This window comes from Streptomyces sp. NBC_01408 (assembly GCF_026340255.1).
Lineage (GTDB): Bacteria > Actinomycetota > Actinomycetes > Streptomycetales > Streptomycetaceae > Streptomyces.
Genome location: NZ_JAPEPJ010000002.1, coordinates 894,812 through 910,182 on the forward strand (window position 1 = coordinate 894,812; position 15,371 = coordinate 910,182).

The following is a 15,371-nucleotide window of genomic DNA, read 5'->3' on the forward strand; positions in this document are numbered from 1 at the left end:
GCCCAGAGCCGGGGTGCGGGGCGCGTCAGCCATGCCTGCTTCCAGGAATCCCACATGTCTTCATCCCTGTCCGGACGTACCGTCCTCGTCACCGGCGCCACCTCCGGCATCGGCTACGAAACCGCTCGCCGGCTCGCCCAGCGTGGCGCGGTCGTCCTTCTCCACGGCCGCACCGCCGAAGAGGCCCAGGCCGCGACCGACCGGCTGATGGCCACCGACGGCATCGACAGCGCCCTGCTGCGCCCGCTCGCCGCCGACTTCGCCCGTCTGGAGGAGGTCGAGAACCTGGCCCACGCCGTCGTACGGGAGCACCCGCGCCTCGACGTCCTCGTCAACAACGCTGCCATCGCCGCCCCCGAGCGCCACACCCTCACCGTCGACGGCAACGAGATCGCCTTCCAGGTCAACTTCCTCGCCCACTACCTCCTCACCAACCTCCTCGAACCCGCCCTGACCACCGACCCGGGCGGGCGCGTCGTCAACGTCTCCTCCTCGCTCCACCGCACCGCAGCCATCCAGTGGAGCGACCCGAACCGGGAGCGCCGCTACTCGCGGCTCGCCGCCTACGCGCAGTCGCAGCTGGCGCTGACCGTCTTCGCGTCCGACCCGCGCATCACCGCCGTCTCCGTCCACCCCGGAGTCTGCGCGACCGGCCTGCTCCCCCTCTACGGGAACGAGGGCGAGTCCGCCGCCGAGGGCGCCGGCCACGTCGTGGCGCTCTGCGACCCCGCCACCGAGATCGTCAACGGCGCCTACTACGACCGCTCCGAACGCGTCGCCCCGGCCGCCGCCGCCACCGAGGACCGCACGGTCAAGCGCCTCAACAAGCTCGCCGACCTCCTCGTCGGCCACACCGCCTGAAGGGATCACCAGACATGTCCAAGCGCGCACGCAAGAAGAGGGCCCGCCGCAAGAAGGGCTCCAACCACGGCAGCAAGCCCTCCTGCTAGCCATCAGCCCCATCCGCGGGGCGGCCCTGCGAAACAGGGCCGCCCCGCCTCCATGTCCCGACAAGGAAGCCTCGTGATCAACCTGCCGTCCCACCGGCTCCCGGCCCTCGTCCGCTGGTTCCCCACCGGGGTACGGGACCTGGCTCAGCGCCCCCCTCGGCTGCACGCACTCACACCTCGAAGCGGTACCCCATACCGGGAGCGGTGATCAGATGACGCGGGTGCGACGGGTCCGCTTCCAGCTTCCGCCGCAGGTGAGCCATGTACACCCGCAGGTAGTTGGTCTGTGTTCCGTAGGAGGAACCCCACACCTCCTGGAGCAGCCGCCGCTGGCTGACGAGCCGGCCCCGGTTGCGGATCAGCACCTCCAGCAGATGCCATTCCGTCGGCGTGAGCCTGATGGGCTTCCCTCTGCGCCTGGCCTTCTTCGCGAGCAGGTCGACGGTGAACTCCTCGGTCTCCACGACCGCTTCATCCGCGGCGACCGGCCCTTGCGTGAGACTGCGGCGGGCGACGGCTCCCAGCCGGGCCAGCAGTTCGGCCATGCTGAAGGGCTTGGTGACGTAGTCGTCGGCGCCCGCGTCCAGGGCCTGGATCTTCTCGTCGGAGCCGTGGCGGGCGGAGACCACCAGGACGGGCACCTGCGACCATCCGCGCAGACGCTTGATCACATCGATCCCGTCCATGTCGGGCAGCCCGAGGTCGAGCAGGACCACGTCCGGGCGGCAGGCCGCCACGGCCTCCAGGGCCGCGCCCCCGTCCTGTGCGCAATCCACGTCGTAGTTGCGCGCCTTCAGATTGATGACCAGCAACCGAGCAAGCTGCGGCTCGTCATCCACCACCAGCACCCGGGTCATCGGCGTGCCGCCTTCCTGTCGTACGTCCTATGGAGGTCCGGCCACCATGAGCTGCTGATGAGCTTCGGATGGGGCGGTCAACTAGAGGAAACAGCGATCTCCGGCCGCCTCAGCAGGTGTTGACGACGTCCATACGGCTGCGGGCGCTACTTTGACGTCCTTCGTACGGTGCGACTCGCACGGCAGGGGATCCACCGGACCCGTACTTCTTGACGTGCCGCTGATGCCGGGCGTCTGGATCCCGTCAGGGAGTCGCAAATCCCCGGAACCTGCCGAAATCCTGCTCGCATCAGAGCTGTGTCAAGGACTCGCCTCCTCCCTTGAGCCCTGCCTCGCAAACCAGTTGGATGAGCGATGTGAACAGCGGTCTGCGCCACGATGACCGGCCACCGCATACGGTGCGCCCGGCCCCGCACGCTGCTCACCTGCCGGTGCACTGACGCACCGCCCCATCCGCGGCCGCCCGCCCCCGCCCGTAGCGCGGGCGGCCGCTTCCGCCCCGCGCCCGCCCCCGCTCCGGGCGGCGCGGGGCCTCAACCTTCGCACTCTCCGGTCCGCCCGCCCCGTCGCCGATCGGACCCGCCTGCTCGCACGGGCCGCCCTGCTCCCCTGCCTGCGCAGCCGTGCACCATCTGGAGAACTTCATGATCGAAATCGCACCACGGCAACTGCCTGCCCTGAGCCGCTGGTTCCCCACGGGCTCACCCGGTCCCGGCGCTCTCGCCGAGCACGTCCTGACCACGGGTGTCGGCCACTGGTGGGCCGACCGCCCCGATCAACCCCGCGTCCTGGCCGTCAGCTGCGCGGACCACGTGCTGCTGCGCGGCGACCCGAGCGCCCTCGCACCGGACTCGTTGAAGCGGTTCGCCGGCCAGTACGTCGAAACGCCCGCGCGTTTCCGGCCCTCGCTCGGCCCCGCCTTCGAACGCGTCGTCCCCTGGGAACGGATGCTGTACGTCCACCAGGCCCAGGTGGACCTCCCCGGCCCGCCGCGCGGCGTCACGGTGCGACGACTGACGCCTGAGGATGCTCCAGCGCTGGCCGACCTGCACTCCGAGAGCGCCTGGATCCACGCCAGTTGGGGCGGCCCCGCCGGCCTCGCCGCCTCCGGCCACGGCTGGGCCGCCTTCGCCAAGGGCCGGATCCTCTCCGTCGCCTGCACCTACTTCCTCGGCAGCGCCTACGAGGACATCGCGGTCCTCACCGTGCCCGACCGCCGCCGCGAACGTCTCGCCTTGGCCTGTGTCGCCGGCCTGACAGCCGACATCCAGGCCCGTGGACACACCGCGAGCTGGTGCTGCTCGCGCGACAACCGGCCCAGCCGACTGCTGGCCTGGTCATCCGGCTTCCGGCTGACCAGGGAGTACGTCCACCACGTCACCGGACGCGCCGTGGCACGGGAGGTCCGGGCAACGCCAGTACCTGCGTGAGCGACCGGACCCCATCGGCCGCTCGGCCGTCAATACACCGTCAAAGTCCCAGCCGAGGGGCGTCAGGAGTACGTCAGGGCCGTTCTCCTCGCTCCATCGCTGGTGTTCGCTGGTGAGGTTGAGGGCGCACGGAGGAGTCGGGTACGGGTGAGCACGGAAACTGTCGTAGGCGTCATCATCGCGGTCTGTCTGGTCGGCTATCTGGTCCTGGCGTTGTTCTTCCCGGAGAAGTTCTGACGATGACGACCACGCACGAGGCCGGCCCGGAGACGAACGCGGGACAGCCCGTCGTGCCGCCCGGCAGACTCAAGGTCTTTCTGGGCGCGGCCCCCGGAGTCGGCAAGACGTACCGGATGCTCGACGAGGCCCACCGTCGGACTGCCCGTGGCGCGGACGTGGTGGCCGGCTTCGTGGAGTGCCACCGGCGCCGGCACACCGAAGCGAAGCTCGACGGCCTGGAGATCCTCCCGCCGGCCGCCCACGAGTACCGCGGTGGGCGGTATACCGGGCTGGACCGGGAGGCGCTGCGGTCCAGGCGGCCACAGGTGGTGCTGATCGACGAACTCGCCCACACCAACGTCCCCGGGGACGGGCGGCACCCGAAGCGCTGGCAGGACGTCGAGGACATCCTCGCCGCCGGGATCGACGTCGTCACCACGCTCAACATCCAGCATCTGGAGTCGCTCAGCGACGTGGTCGAGAAGATCACCGGGGTGCCGCAGCGGGAGACCGTGCCCGACGAGTTCGTACGTCGCGCCCACGAGATCGAGCTGGTCGACATACCGCCCGAGGGGCTGCGGCGCCGGATGGCGCACGGCAACATCTATCCCCCGGAGCGGATCGACGCCTCGCTGGCGAACTACTTCCGTCCTGGCAACCTCATCGCGCTGCGGGAGCTGGCGCTCTTGTGGCTGGCGGGGCGCGTGGACGAGGCGCTCCACAAGTACCGCACCGAGCACGGCATCGGGGATGTCTGGGAGACCCGGGAGCGGGTCGTTGTGGCCCTCACGGGCGGACCCGAGGGCGAGACCCTCATCCGTCGCGCGGCACGCATCGCGGGCCGCTCCGCCGGCGGTGAACTGCTCGCCGTGCACGTCACGCGCAGTGACGGGCTGGCCGCAGGTGTCTCGCACGCGGCCCTGGCCGTCCAGCGGGCCCTGGTGGAGGATCTCGGCGGCAGCTACCACTCGGTCGTCGGCGACGAGGTGCCCACCGCCCTGGTGGACTTCGCCATGGCCGAGAACGCCACTCAACTGGTCCTCGGTACGAGCCGCCGCCGTCGGCTGGAACGATTCATAACCGGCCGGGGCATCGGCGAGACCGTGGTGGCGCTGTCGGAGGACATCGACGTCCACATGGTCACGCACGAGCGGGCGGGCCACGGCCGGCTGCTGCCCTCCCGCAGACGCACCCTCCCCACCTCCCGGCTCATCGCCGGACCGGTCGCCGCCCTGCTGCTCCCCTTACTGCTCACGCTCGCCCTCGACCGCATGCGCGGCACCCTGAACCTCACCAGCGAGGCACTGCTGTTCCTGGTGGCCGTCGTGGGCGTGGCCTGCATCGGCGGGGTGGTCTCCGCTCTGATCGCGGCGCTCACCGCCGCACTGCTCCTGAACTACTGGTTCATGCCGCCCATAGGCGAGTTCACCATGAACGACCCGGACAGTGTGCTGGCGCTGGTGGTCTTCGCCGGTGTCGCCGCTACCGTGGCCGCCGCGGCGGACCGGTCCCTGCGGCTCTCCCGCCGTTCCGCTCGGGCCACGGCCGAAGCGGAGACGATGTCGTCGCTCGCGGGCAGCATCGTCCGTGGCGACCAGACGATTCCGGCGCTGCTGCAACGTACGCGGGAAACCTTCGGCATGGACACCGTCGAGCTGGTTCCCGAAGCCCCCGGCACGGGTGCGGGAACGGACAGCGGACGCCGCGCCCGGGGCGAAGCGGACCGCCCGTTGGTGGTGACGGCCGGCCCCGAAGCCTTCCTCGTCCTGCGCGGCCGTACTCTGCCATCTTCCGAGCGTCGTGTGCTGGCCGCGTTCGCCGCCCATGTCGGCGCGGCGGTCGAGCGGGCCCGGCTGGCCGAGGCCGCCGCCGAAGTCGAACCCATCAAGGCCGCCGACCGCCTGCGCACCGCCCTGCTGCGGGCCGTCAGCCACGACCTGCGGACCCCCCTGGCAGGGGCGCTGGCCTCGGTCAGCTCGCTGCGCAACCAGGAGATCGAGTTCTCCGCCGAGGACCGCGCGGAACTGCTGGCGTCCGCTGAGGTGTCCTTGAACCGGCTGAACCGCCTGGTGGAGAACCTGCTCGATCTCAGCCGCCTGCAAGCCGGCGCCCTCACGCTCGACCTGCGGGCCACCACGCTGGAGGAAGTCCTTCCGGCCGCGCTGGACTCGCTGGACCTGGCGCCCGAGGGCGGGCCCGCCATCGATGTGCAGAACCTTGAATCGGTACCGGCGCTTCAGGCCGATCCTCCCCTGCTCGAACGGGTGCTGGCCAACCTCGTCGGCAACGCCGTCCGCCACGCACCCGCGGACCGCCCGGTGCTGGTGACAGCCAGCGCTCTGACCGGACGGGTCGAAATCCGGATCGCCGACCGGGGCCCCGGCATCGCTGCCGACGACCGCGAGCGCGCCTTCGAGCCGTTCCAACGCCTCGGAGACCGCGACAACACCGCCGGCCTCGGCCTCGGCCTCGCCCTGGCCAGGGGACTCACCGAGGCGATGGACGGCACGCTCACACCCGAGGACACCCCAGGAGGAGGACTGACCATGGTCCTGTCCCTGCCCGTCGCCACCGCGGCCGCCGGCCTCATCCGGCCCATTGATCTCGCCTGAGCCGAACTCGCTTACGGAGCAAGTCATTTTCACCATGGGGGTCTTATGTCATTCGATGAGGAATGGGCGGAGCTCAGGTCGGCCGCTGCCACGAACCAGACGGCAATGCGACTCAATCAGCTCGACCCCGGAGGGGGCGGCGGAGCGGGGCCGCAGGGGGATCTGGTGGTCACCCAGACGGACCTGGCGGCAGTCGGTGACGCCGCCTTCAAGCTGCGGCACCGGCTCGGCACCGACGGGGACCACGCCAAGGCCAGTACGCACGAGGCGGCGAGTTCCCTGAAGAAGGACTTCGCCCTTGGCGCCGCCCTCTCGACGGTGGCGGACAAGTGGCACGACCAGGTGGGCACCTTGCTTGACGCCTGCGCCCACATCTCCAATCACCTGGACTACACGCAGAAGGCTCATGCCGGCGACGAGCACTGGATAGCCACCCAGTTCAAATTCGCCCAGTTGGACAAGGGCTTCGAGGAAAGGGCGCAGTACTGATGGATCTGGACGCACTGCGTTTCGCGGACCTCTCGAAGCTGTCCACGGCGGTGGCCGACTGGACGGCCATGGCCACGAAACTGTGGGAGCTGGAGTCGGACGCCCGCGGCGACCTCGGCGGGAAAGCGGCGAAGGCCGACTGGGCGGGGGTGAACGCGACCGTGACGCGGGAGTTCGTCGGCAAGACCGCCAAGGAGTTCGCCGATGCCGCCACCGAGGCAACCAGTATCGGGAACATCCTGCGCGATACCCACGGCGAACTCGCCGGCTACAAGGCCCGCCTGAACGAGGCCATCGCTCGGGCGCTGGAGAAGAACCTCACCGTGGTGAGTACGGGCAACGGCGGTTTCACCGTCACGATGAACGTCCACCCGGACCGCGCCGCCAAGGGCCACACGGTGCCCGAGCACACCGAGACCGACGCGACCGCGTTCCGCGACGAGGTCCAGCGGATTCTCGAGGAGGCCACCGAAAGCGACACGACGGCCGCGCAGGCCCTGACGATGCTGGTCGGCCAGACCCCGTACGGCTTCTCGGACGCGGCCTACTACGACCGCGACCGCGCAGCGGACGCGATGAAGGAAGCCGACCGCGTCGCACACCTCCTCAAGACCAAGGGGGACGGCATGTCCCCGGAAGAGTTCGACAGACTCAGCGCCGATCTGGCCAGGTACAAGGACGACCGGCTCTTCCAGGAGAAGCTCGCCACCACGATCGGCCCACGCGGCCTGCTCGACTTCTGGGCCGACCTGGCCGACCCCTCCGACGGCGGCACCTTGCAGCGCTCCCGCCACGACCAGCTCGGCGATTTCCAGCGCAGTCTTTCCCTCACCCTGGCCGGCGCCACCCAGTCCGACAGCCCGGCCATGCGCACCTGGGAGAACGACATGGTCAAGCTCGGCGAGGAGCGGATCCAGACCCGCGGCACCCAGGTCTACGGCTACCAGGTGATGAGCAACCTCATGCGCAGCGGCGACTGGGACAACCGCTTCCTGGGCGACTACGGCAACGCACTCGTCGCCACCGAGAAGAAGATGAAGCTCCCGGCCAACTACTGGAACGGCGGCATCCCACCCGTGCCGAAGCTGAACTTCATCTGCGAGGACTTCGGCCGCGACCCCATGACCGGCTTCATGACGGCGCTGGCAGCCAGCCCGAACGCGGCGACCGAGTTCTTCAACGCCACCCAGCCCGCCGACAACGCCCAGTACGTCCTCGGCGACCGGCAGACCTTCGACGACACCCCCCTCGACACCAAGGACGGCAACACCGCGCGGGAGGCCACGGGCGCCGCCCTGGTCTCTGCGGCCACGGGAGTCGACCCCAACAACACGACAACGCGTCCCGACGACCTCACGCCGGAACACCGCCAGGTTCTGGACCGCTCCCTGAAGTACCTCTCCGAGCGCGGCGACGAGTTCCCCTCCGAGATGCGCGACGACATGGCCAAGGTCCTCTCCGCCCACAGCGATGTCGTACACCACTCGGCCAGCGCCATGTCGGACACGCCGGACGACTCCCGCCAGCTCGACCGCCACCACCTCCTGGAGGTGAGCAAGCAGGTCTCCCGCGACCAGAACTCCTACGGCATGCTCAACGAGGCCATGAACCGAGAAATGATCAAAGACATCCACGCAGAACACCCGCGTGACCCCAACGAGACACTGCAGAACGCGGGCCGCACGGTCGGCTTCCTCGAAGAGGCCCGCTACCAGGCCCTCAAGACCGACAAGGATGACCCCGCGTGGGAAGCCAAGTGGCGTTACCACGGCTTCGGCGGAGCAGCCAACTTCATCCCCGTGGTCGGCGACATAGCGCAACGGGGCGTCGACGCCCTCGCCTACCAGTGGCAGCTCGACGAGCAGGCGCGGATCGACGCGGGAGCCCAGGAACAGAACGCGAAGACGTTCACGCACCGGGAGAACCAGTTGAGGGCGCTGTCCGAGGAGTGGGCCAAGGCGAACCCCGGGCACTCCTACACTCCGCGCACGCTGGAGCAGGAGATCAACACGTCCGCAGTGACGGGGAACGTCGCCGCCAAGGGTCTGGCAGGCACCCAGTGAGGCGCCTGCGCACGGCCATGATGACCGCTGCCGGGGCCGCGGCACTGATCGCAGTGACCGGGTGCAGCAAGGGCAGGGAGTACGCGCTGCCGGGCGACATCTGCGGCGTGGCCGCTGATTCGGCCCTCATCGCACCGCTGCTTCCGCCCGGCGCCAAGCTGGAGCAGTCGACGTACGGAGCCAGGCCACACGCTCCGCGGTGCGAACTGACCGTGGACAAGAACACTGTTCTGACCGTGAAAGGCGACGTGACCACGGCGGACGAAGACGTCATGGGGGGCATCAGACAGCGCTTGGAGAGCTCCGGCGATCCCGCACAGATCGACGTGGGCGACGCCGCCCGCGTTGCCGACTCCATGGCCGTCGCGGTCGCACGGTGCACTTACGAGGGCAAGCCCAGCCAGTTCGTCGTCGAGATCTACCCGCCCGTCAAGGCCTCCGATCTGCCCGAACGCCGTGAGGCTCTCGCCCGTCTCATGACCGTGTACTTCCCTGCGGCCCAGAAGGCGGTGGGCTGCGCCTCCTGACCGGATTGCCGATGATGGCCCTCATGGCGGCCACTGAAGCCGACGGGTTTCCCCTCAAGCGGCGAACGCCGTCGTGGTCCGCACCGACCAGGACCGGTCCTGACGCAACTCCGTCAAGAGGTCGTAGCCATCACATCAGCGGTGCGTCAGGGTCGGGTGCCGGTGCCCGTACCGGCCCTAAAGTCCCCCTCATGGGACGACGTTTCGTGCAGCTCACGACCGGCGCACACGCCGCGGCGGAGCCTCCAGGACCTGTCGCACGCGACATCCACTGGGCCGGCGAAAGGCGCTCGGCCGTCGGTGTCGCGTCCCTCCTGTACACGGCCCTGATCGCCATGGACACGGGTTTCGGCGAGCTCGACGCGACCCGCGGCGCCCTCTGGACCGGCCTGGCCGCCCTCCTCTTCGTGATCCTGCTGCCTTCCAGGGTCTCCGTAGGTCCCGGTCTGCTGAGCGCCCGAGGACTGCTGGTGGAACACACCGTCCGCACCGACTTCCTCGTCTCGGTCAGGTGGTCCGACGGGGTGGCCCAGCGGATGATCCTCCGCGACACGGAGGGAAGCCAGGCCGAGATCGATCCGACCGTCCTGGTCCGCAATCCCGCGATGTGGCGCCGCCTCGACATGGACACCCGCACATCGATCCAGCGCGGCACTCTGCTGTGCGGCGCCACCGCCCTGCGGCAGCTGGCGGAGCGCATCGACCGCGAGACGGCCCACACGGTCTTCAAAGTCTCCGGCCTCCGGTGATCAGCGGCGCATGAGCGCCGGCCGCCAGGGGGAAGTGGCAGTTTCCCTGCTCCCTGACACCGTCCAGGAACTTGGCGTAGTGGCGGGCAGACCGTCAGCCGGCCGGCGAGTCACCCCGGCCATCACCCGACGCCACTTTCGGCCGGCCCCCGAGCTTCCGTAGCCGAGGAGCCGAAGGGTCCCGGGCCGGCGGGGCGGCGGCGGGCTGGAGGCACCCCCGACGAGCTGTAGGGGCGTGTGCTCTTGGCCGCGGGGCGGCCGCGGCGGGTCTTGCCCCATGGCTTGTAGATCGACAGCGCCGTCGCCGAGACCAGCAGCACCAGGGAGATGCTCATGGTGATCACCAGCTGCAGGCTGAGGGATTCAGGGGCCGTGCCCACCTCTGCCTGTTCGCGCAGCCAGTGCTGGAGGAAGAAGTGGCCGTTCAGCATCAGGGCGACGGTGATGACGAGCTTGGTCACGATCCAGTAGTGCTTCAGCAGGCCCCACTGCGTCGCCGCCGCGAGGAGCAGGCCGGTCAGCAGGGTCGTCCAGGCGACGATGGCGATCAGTTCGATCCCGAGAATCTCCATGACGACGCGGGTTGCGCGGACGAGTCCGGCGTCGTCGGTGGTGAGGCCGACGAGCCCGAGGATGAGCTGGGCGATCTCGATTCCCACCCAGCCGACCGCCACCGTCACGTGGAGGGTGAGGATCGCCTTGCGCCATCGCTGGGGCAGGCGCCGAACCCTTCCCGCGGCGGGCGGTGTTCGGGGGTGGGGTGCCGGGCGGGCTGCCGGACCGGGGGCAGCGCCCTCTGCCGCCGCGCTGCCCGCGCTCGCGCTCGCGACGGTCCCGGGGTGCTTCCTACTCGCGGTCTGCGTCATGTGTCATGCCTCCGGTCGTCGTCGTCCAGGCCGCCGGCGAGGTCGGCGCGGTGCGAGCCATGGGTGGGTTCCCGGTTGCCGGGCTTGGTGGAACTGCGGTTCTCACGTACGCCCGGCGATACGCCGAACGCCAGGAACGCCAGTGCGGGGGCCACCGTGACGCCCGCGCTCACCACGGCTGTGGTGGCCGGGGTGGCGAAGGTGAGGCCGACCGCGGCTGCGGCGGTGACCAGCACGACGACGGCACCGTACGCGGCGACGGTGAGGCGGATCAGGCGTAGCCGTTCCGCCTCCGGTCGTCGGGTACGGCTCAGAAGCCAGGCCAGGGAGGGCAGCAGCAGGACGGCGTGCATGGTGACGGCATGGGCGGGGCGCAGGAAGCCCGCTGCCTGGTAGGCCTCGGCCGCGCGGCCCGCTCCCTCCAGCGTCAGCCCGTAGACGATCATCACTGCTCCGGCCGCCATGGAGCCGGTGAGCGCCACCAGTCCGGCGCGGAGCGCGAGCCGCATGCTGGGGGCGGCTCTCGGGTGGGGGCGCAGTGCGGCGACGGTGAGTGCGACGACGACCGCGATGAGGGTGACGCCGCCGGCCGCCAGGGCGCGCGTGACGAAGGTGTCGAAGGTGGTCTCGGTGTTGAAGTGCGAGGGGACGCCGCGCCACGCCTGCAGGATGATCAGACCGGTCTCCAGCAGGGACGCCGCGGTGAACGCGCCCAGGAGGAGGGTGCGGGTGCGCGCGGCGAGCGGGAGGAGCAGGCAGATCCAGGTGACGGTCAGCACGCTGATCCCGAAGGACAGCCCGAAGGTGATCGGCTTCCGCCAGGAGACGGGGCCGTCCCAAGGGCCGCCGGCGAGCAGGAGGACGACCGTGTGGAAGGCGGCGGACGCGAGCAGGAGAAGGGCCGCGCCGATGGGGATCTGCCAGGCCGAGCGCGATCGTACGGGCGAGGTTGCGGTGATGCGTTCGTCCGCGGACATGTGGTCGCCTGCGGTCATGCGTTCACCCCCGGTGCGGTGGGGCGCGAGCGGAACAGTGCGATCGCGGCCCACACCAGCCATGCCGTGCCACCGAAGCGGACGACGGGCAGCAGGTAGCCGAAGTCGAGGGCGAGGAGCGTGAGGGTGGCGGCCAGTCCGGCGGCGGCGATGACCAGCCCGGTGGTGGCGCAGGCACGTGGCAGGAGGCCACTCCCGCGGGCTGCCAGGCAGGTGCCTGCTGCCAGGAGAGCGAAGGACACGGCGTATCCGACACCGCCGGCGAGGAAGGACAGGTCTGCCAGGGCACGGGCCAGGGCTGCGGGTGCGTCTTCCGGAAGCCGGCCGAGGGTCCAGGTGAGCGCGGCGCTGGAGGCCAGCGCGCCACTGGCCATCAGTCCGCCGGCGAGGACTGTCGCCGCCGCGGCGCCCTGGTCCTGCCCCTGCCCCTGCCGCACCAGCCGGGCCAGGGTGGCGGCCACGGGCACCAGGAGCACGGCGGCGACGAGCAGCAGGAAGGCGCCCAGGTCGATCGCGGTGCCGTGGTCGCGTACGTACTGGCTCAGGATGTCGTGGCCGGAGGCGTCGGGCTGCGGGGTGGCGCGGTTGGTGACGACGTACGCGGCGGTGAGTACGGCGTAGGAGAGCGAAACGGTGAGCAGCGCAACGGTGCCGCGCGGGCGCGGGGCCGCGCCCCGGAGCGAGGCCGCGTGGGACTCATGTGCTGATGCGAGCATGACATCTCCTGGATCATCGGTGAAGGGATTCGGTGTGGGACCCCGGCGGGCGGTGCTGGGTGTGCGGCCCCGGTGCGTGACAGTCAGAATGCGGCTGCGGTGGCGCCATGGTCGTCCCGCAGCGGGAGGTGGTTCGGCTACTCCCTGGGGAGTAGCCGTACCGGTACGGGTGTGAAGTCCCGCAGCAGCCACTCCAGTTCCGCGGGCGATGCTCCACCGCCGCGTGTCCCCGCGCGCCGGCGCAGAACGCGGGCTCGGAACTGCTTGTGGGACTTGTCGTGCGCCTGCTCCACTCGGGCAGGTCTTCGCCTGTGCGCCGGCGGTGCGGGATGACGAGTCCGGTGCCCGGGTAGCCGCCGTCGGCGATCGTGATGGCCTTGTCGACGGCGGCCCTTGGCGCCGGATTCCTCCCATGCCTTGCAGTCGCTGCGGTTGCCCTGCAGGGGCGGCCGACCACGACGACCAGGCGGGTGTTGGCGTCGATTGGTCGATGATGCGGTCCGCCGCCGACTTCGACACCCCGAACAACGGCGCGAGCTGGCGCGTCGTCAAGTTCGAGCGCCAGTACGCCGTGACCAGCAGGTACGGGACAACCCTTAAGCCCCAGGCGCTGCGTGGAGCGGCGAGCCCGCCAGGGGGGTGGAGTCGAGGTATCTGACCTCGTAGACGCGCTCGGCGAACTTCCAGCCGTCGGACGTGCGCTGGTAGCGGTCGTGATAGAGGGCGTAGTTCAGGTGCGAGCTGCCGTTGTGCATCCGCCCGAACTCCTGGATGTACACGCGCCCGACCGCGGTGTCGCAGTCGAGCCGGATGACGCCGGGGTGGGTGTTCTGCACGAAGAACTCCCACAGTCCTTGCCCCCACTCGATTCCCGCGCGGATCTCCTCGCGGCCGATGAACTCCTTGTCGATGTGCGGCCATCGCATGGTGCCGTCGGGCGTGAACAGCGAGGCGACGCGGTCGAAGTCGCGCATCATCACAGCGTCGGTGACCTCGGCGCGAAGCTCCTCGATATCGAAGCGATCGAGGACATTCCGCATAGCGCCCATCGGGTTTCCCTGCCTCATCGATGCGTCGGTCAGGCGTCTGCCGCCTGCCTGGTGGCTGATGAGTCCAGCATCGCTGCAGGTCAGCGGCGGAACAATGTAGAGTCCATGGAGCTATCCATAACGTGGGAGTTATGCATGGAGCTGCGCGACATCGAGATCTTCCTGACACTGGCGGAAGAGCTGCACTTCGGCCGCACCGCGGAACGGCTTCACGTCTCCCAGGCCCGTGTCAGCCAGGCCATCCGCAGACAAGAACGCCGCCTCGGCGTGGCCCTGTTCGATCGCACCAGCCGACGCGTGGCCCTGACCCCTGTCGGCCGGCGCCTGCGTGAAGACCTGCAGCAGGCCCTCGACCTCCTCCACGCGGGACTCGCGCGCGCCCAAGCAGCCGGCCCGGGCGCGGGCCGGACCCTGCGGCTGGGTGTCTTCGGCCACGCCGGACACGAACTACGCCCCCTCGTAGACGCGTTCCGCACCCGCTACCCCGGCAGCGACATCCAGTTCGGCGAAATCAACGGCGCCGACGCGTTCACCGCCCTGCGCGCCGGAGAGCACGACGCGCACGTGCTGTGGCTGCCCGTCGCCGAACCGGACCTCACCGTCGGCCCCACCGTGCTCACCGGAGGCCGCGTGCTGGCCGTGGCCGCGGACCATCCGCTCGCCCGACGCGGCACCGCATCCCTGGAAGACCTCGCCGACAACCACGTCGTCGACCTCGGCCCCGAAGCCCCCGAGTACTGGGTCGCCTCCATGGTCCCCACCCGCACCCCGCTCGGCCGGCGTATCCCCCGCGGGCCCGCCGCGCGGACCTTCCACGAGATCCTCTCCCTGGTCGCGGCCGGACGCTGCGTCCACCCGCTGGGCGAAGTCGCCGCGCGCTACAACAAGCCCCCCGGCATCGTCTTCCTGCCCCTCCATGACGCCCCCACCCTCGAATGGGCGCTCACCTGGCGTACCACCGCTGACAGCCCCGGCATCCGCGCACTGGCCCAAACCGCCGCCGACCTCGGCCCCATCGCACTATGACAGCGACAACGGGCAGCGAACGGGGGCACGCGGCAAACCCGGCCGCTACGGAACGGGAACCGATCCTCCGAGGGCGCGCAGCAGCCCGGAAAGACCCTCTGCGGGACCGGACCGTACGGCCGGGGCCAGGCTCACCGCCCGCGCCGCGCGCAGCCGGCCCCGCCACGGTCCACCGCCCGGTCCGCGCCGATCTCCTGGCGCACTGCCCGCCCCCTGCAAGGGCCGCCGTTCGTCCCTGTGTCCGCGACCAAGTCCCGCAGGTCCGGCTCCGAGGCCAAGGAGACCGAGGCCAAGCTCAGAAGTGGATCTCAGCCCTGGTCGAGGCCGCCCAGACCGGCATCAACCCGTCACTTGCCACCATGCCGTTGGCCGACTACGGCACCGCGAACTTGGACCTCGCGCTTCGAGGGCTGGAACTCAAGACACTCGACCCCTGTCTGGCCGGTTGGCGTCTGCACGTAGTGCCCATGCCCTCTGCAAGATCGCCGGACACGGCTCGCTGACCACCACTCAGCGCTACCCGCACCCCGACTCTGGCCAGATCACCGCAGCTGGTGCCGCGCTGTCTGCGCACCTCATGGTGCTCCGTGCACCTCGTTCGCTGCCAGTCACGGCCGTTACCGCCGTCTGATCCGCACCGACCGCCCTGGTCCCCAACTGGTCCCCAAAAACGATCAGGGGCCGTTTTGGATTGCTCCAAAACGGCCCCTGATCTGCGACTCTTTCGAGTCGGGACGACAGGATTTGAACCTGCGACCCCTTGACCCCCAGTCAAGTGCGCTACCAAGCTGCGCCACGTCCCGATGTGCCTTCGGTTGTCCTC

At 70.0% G+C, this 15,371-nt stretch carries 14 protein-coding genes, 1 tRNA gene and 1 pseudogene; 9 read left to right on the forward strand and 7 right to left on the reverse strand.

Annotation, left to right across the window (positions count from 1 at the left end; all coding sequences use genetic code 11):
• Positions 1 to 54 precede the first annotated feature (54 nt).
• Positions 55 to 861 (forward strand): SDR family NAD(P)-dependent oxidoreductase, encoded by an 807-nt coding sequence (locus OG447_RS26155; protein ID WP_266939754.1) that lies wholly within the window; start codon positions 55 to 57, stop codon positions 859 to 861.
• 259 nt (positions 862 to 1,120) lie between these two features.
• Here OG447_RS26155 and OG447_RS26160 read toward each other — a convergent pair whose 3' ends face one another.
• Positions 1,121 to 1,807 (reverse strand): response regulator, encoded by a 687-nt coding sequence (locus OG447_RS26160; protein ID WP_266939756.1) that lies wholly within the window; start codon positions 1,805 to 1,807, stop codon positions 1,121 to 1,123.
• Positions 1,808 to 2,451: 644 nt separating this feature from the next.
• Here OG447_RS26160 and OG447_RS26165 point away from each other — a divergent pair.
• From OG447_RS26165 to OG447_RS26195, 7 genes are all read left to right on the forward strand, one after another.
• Entirely contained in the window at positions 2,452 to 3,237 is a 786-nt protein-coding gene (locus OG447_RS26165) for a GNAT family N-acetyltransferase (RefSeq protein ID WP_266939757.1), read from the forward strand.
• 147 nt (positions 3,238 to 3,384) lie between these two features.
• Positions 3,385 to 3,474: a K(+)-transporting ATPase subunit F gene (kdpF, locus tag OG447_RS26170; protein ID WP_266939758.1), complete on the forward strand. Its 90-nt coding sequence runs from the start codon at positions 3,385 to 3,387 to the stop codon at positions 3,472 to 3,474.
• 2 nt (positions 3,475 to 3,476) lie between these two features.
• Positions 3,477 to 6,068: an ATP-binding protein gene (locus OG447_RS26175; RefSeq protein ID WP_266939759.1), complete on the forward strand. Its 2,592-nt coding sequence runs from the start codon at positions 3,477 to 3,479 to the stop codon at positions 6,066 to 6,068.
• 105 nt (positions 6,069 to 6,173) lie between these two features.
• Positions 6,174 to 6,557, forward strand: a complete 384-nt coding sequence (locus OG447_RS26180; RefSeq protein WP_323181856.1) for a hypothetical protein — start codon at positions 6,174 to 6,176, stop codon at positions 6,555 to 6,557.
• Positions 6,557 to 8,620 (forward strand): hypothetical protein, encoded by a 2,064-nt coding sequence (locus tag OG447_RS26185; protein WP_266939762.1) that lies wholly within the window; start codon positions 6,557 to 6,559, stop codon positions 8,618 to 8,620. The genes OG447_RS26180 and OG447_RS26185 overlap by 1 nt, the downstream gene beginning before the upstream one ends.
• Positions 8,617 to 9,147 carry a hypothetical protein gene (locus OG447_RS26190; protein ID WP_266939763.1) on the forward strand — a complete coding sequence of 177 codons (531 nt, stop codon included), beginning with the start codon at positions 8,617 to 8,619 and terminating at the stop codon, positions 9,145 to 9,147. The genes OG447_RS26185 and OG447_RS26190 overlap by 4 nt, the downstream gene beginning before the upstream one ends.
• 191 nt (positions 9,148 to 9,338) lie before the next feature.
• Positions 9,339 to 9,896 carry a hypothetical protein gene (locus tag OG447_RS26195; RefSeq protein ID WP_266939764.1) on the forward strand — a complete coding sequence of 186 codons (558 nt, stop codon included), beginning with the start codon at positions 9,339 to 9,341 and terminating at the stop codon, positions 9,894 to 9,896.
• A gap of 122 nt (positions 9,897 to 10,018) precedes the next feature.
• On the opposite strand, the gene OG447_RS26200 is transcribed toward OG447_RS26195, so the two are convergent.
• From OG447_RS26200 to OG447_RS26220, 5 genes and pseudogenes are all read right to left on the reverse strand, one after another.
• On the reverse strand, positions 10,019 to 10,762 hold the full coding sequence (locus OG447_RS26200) for a hypothetical protein (RefSeq protein WP_266939765.1): 744 nt from the start codon (positions 10,760 to 10,762) through the stop codon (positions 10,019 to 10,021).
• Positions 10,759 to 11,757 (reverse strand): hypothetical protein, encoded by a 999-nt coding sequence (locus tag OG447_RS26205; protein WP_266939766.1) that lies wholly within the window; start codon positions 11,755 to 11,757, stop codon positions 10,759 to 10,761. The genes OG447_RS26200 and OG447_RS26205 overlap by 4 nt, the downstream gene beginning before the upstream one ends.
• Positions 11,754 to 12,473, reverse strand: coding sequence for a DUF4386 domain-containing protein (locus OG447_RS26210; protein WP_266939768.1), 720 nt, complete (start codon positions 12,471 to 12,473; stop codon positions 11,754 to 11,756). Before OG447_RS26210 ends, OG447_RS26205 begins: the two co-directional genes overlap by 4 nt.
• Positions 12,474 to 12,718: 245 nt before the next feature.
• Positions 12,719 to 13,055, reverse strand: a pseudogene (locus tag OG447_RS26215) (transposase family protein); the annotation flags it as partial.
• A 14-nt stretch (positions 13,056 to 13,069) separates the two neighbouring features.
• The gene (locus tag OG447_RS26220) at positions 13,070 to 13,522 is read right to left on the reverse strand and encodes a nuclear transport factor 2 family protein (protein ID WP_266939770.1); all 453 of its coding nucleotides are present in this window, start codon (positions 13,520 to 13,522) and stop codon (positions 13,070 to 13,072) included.
• Between the two features lie 135 nt (positions 13,523 to 13,657).
• On the opposite strand from OG447_RS26220, the gene OG447_RS26225 reads away from it, so the two are divergent.
• Positions 13,658 to 14,548: a LysR family transcriptional regulator gene (locus tag OG447_RS26225; RefSeq protein ID WP_266939771.1), complete on the forward strand. Its 891-nt coding sequence runs from the start codon at positions 13,658 to 13,660 to the stop codon at positions 14,546 to 14,548.
• 729 nt (positions 14,549 to 15,277) lie between these two features.
• Here OG447_RS26225 and OG447_RS26230 read toward each other — a convergent pair.
• A tRNA-Pro gene (locus OG447_RS26230) sits at positions 15,278 to 15,351 on the reverse strand.
• Positions 15,352 to 15,371: the final 20 nt, after the last annotated feature.

Bases quoted from the DNA above. Each gene is read 5' to 3' on its own strand.
- OG447_RS26155 (WP_266939754.1), top strand. From the start codon at position 55: ATGTCTTCATCCCTGTCCGGACGTACCGTCCTCGTCACCGGCGCCACC.
- OG447_RS26160 (WP_266939756.1), bottom strand. From the start codon at position 1,807: ATGACCCGGGTGCTGGTGGTGGATGACGAGCCGCAGCTTGCTCGGTTG.
- OG447_RS26165 (WP_266939757.1), top strand. From the start codon at position 2,452: ATGATCGAAATCGCACCACGGCAACTGCCTGCCCTGAGCCGCTGGTTC.
- OG447_RS26175 (WP_266939759.1), top strand. From the start codon at position 3,477: ATGACGACCACGCACGAGGCCGGCCCGGAGACGAACGCGGGACAGCCC.
- OG447_RS26180 (WP_323181856.1), top strand. From the start codon at position 6,174: ATGCGACTCAATCAGCTCGACCCCGGAGGGGGCGGCGGAGCGGGGCCG.
- OG447_RS26185 (WP_266939762.1), top strand. From the start codon at position 6,557: ATGGATCTGGACGCACTGCGTTTCGCGGACCTCTCGAAGCTGTCCACG.
- OG447_RS26195 (WP_266939764.1), top strand. From the start codon at position 9,339: ATGGGACGACGTTTCGTGCAGCTCACGACCGGCGCACACGCCGCGGCG.
- OG447_RS26200 (WP_266939765.1), bottom strand. From the start codon at position 10,762: ATGACGCAGACCGCGAGTAGGAAGCACCCCGGGACCGTCGCGAGCGCG.
- OG447_RS26205 (WP_266939766.1), bottom strand. From the start codon at position 11,757: ATGACCGCAGGCGACCACATGTCCGCGGACGAACGCATCACCGCAACC.
- OG447_RS26210 (WP_266939768.1), bottom strand. From the start codon at position 12,473: ATGCTCGCATCAGCACATGAGTCCCACGCGGCCTCGCTCCGGGGCGCG.
- OG447_RS26220 (WP_266939770.1), bottom strand. From the start codon at position 13,522: ATGGGCGCTATGCGGAATGTCCTCGATCGCTTCGATATCGAGGAGCTT.
- OG447_RS26225 (WP_266939771.1), top strand. From the start codon at position 13,658: ATGGAGCTGCGCGACATCGAGATCTTCCTGACACTGGCGGAAGAGCTG.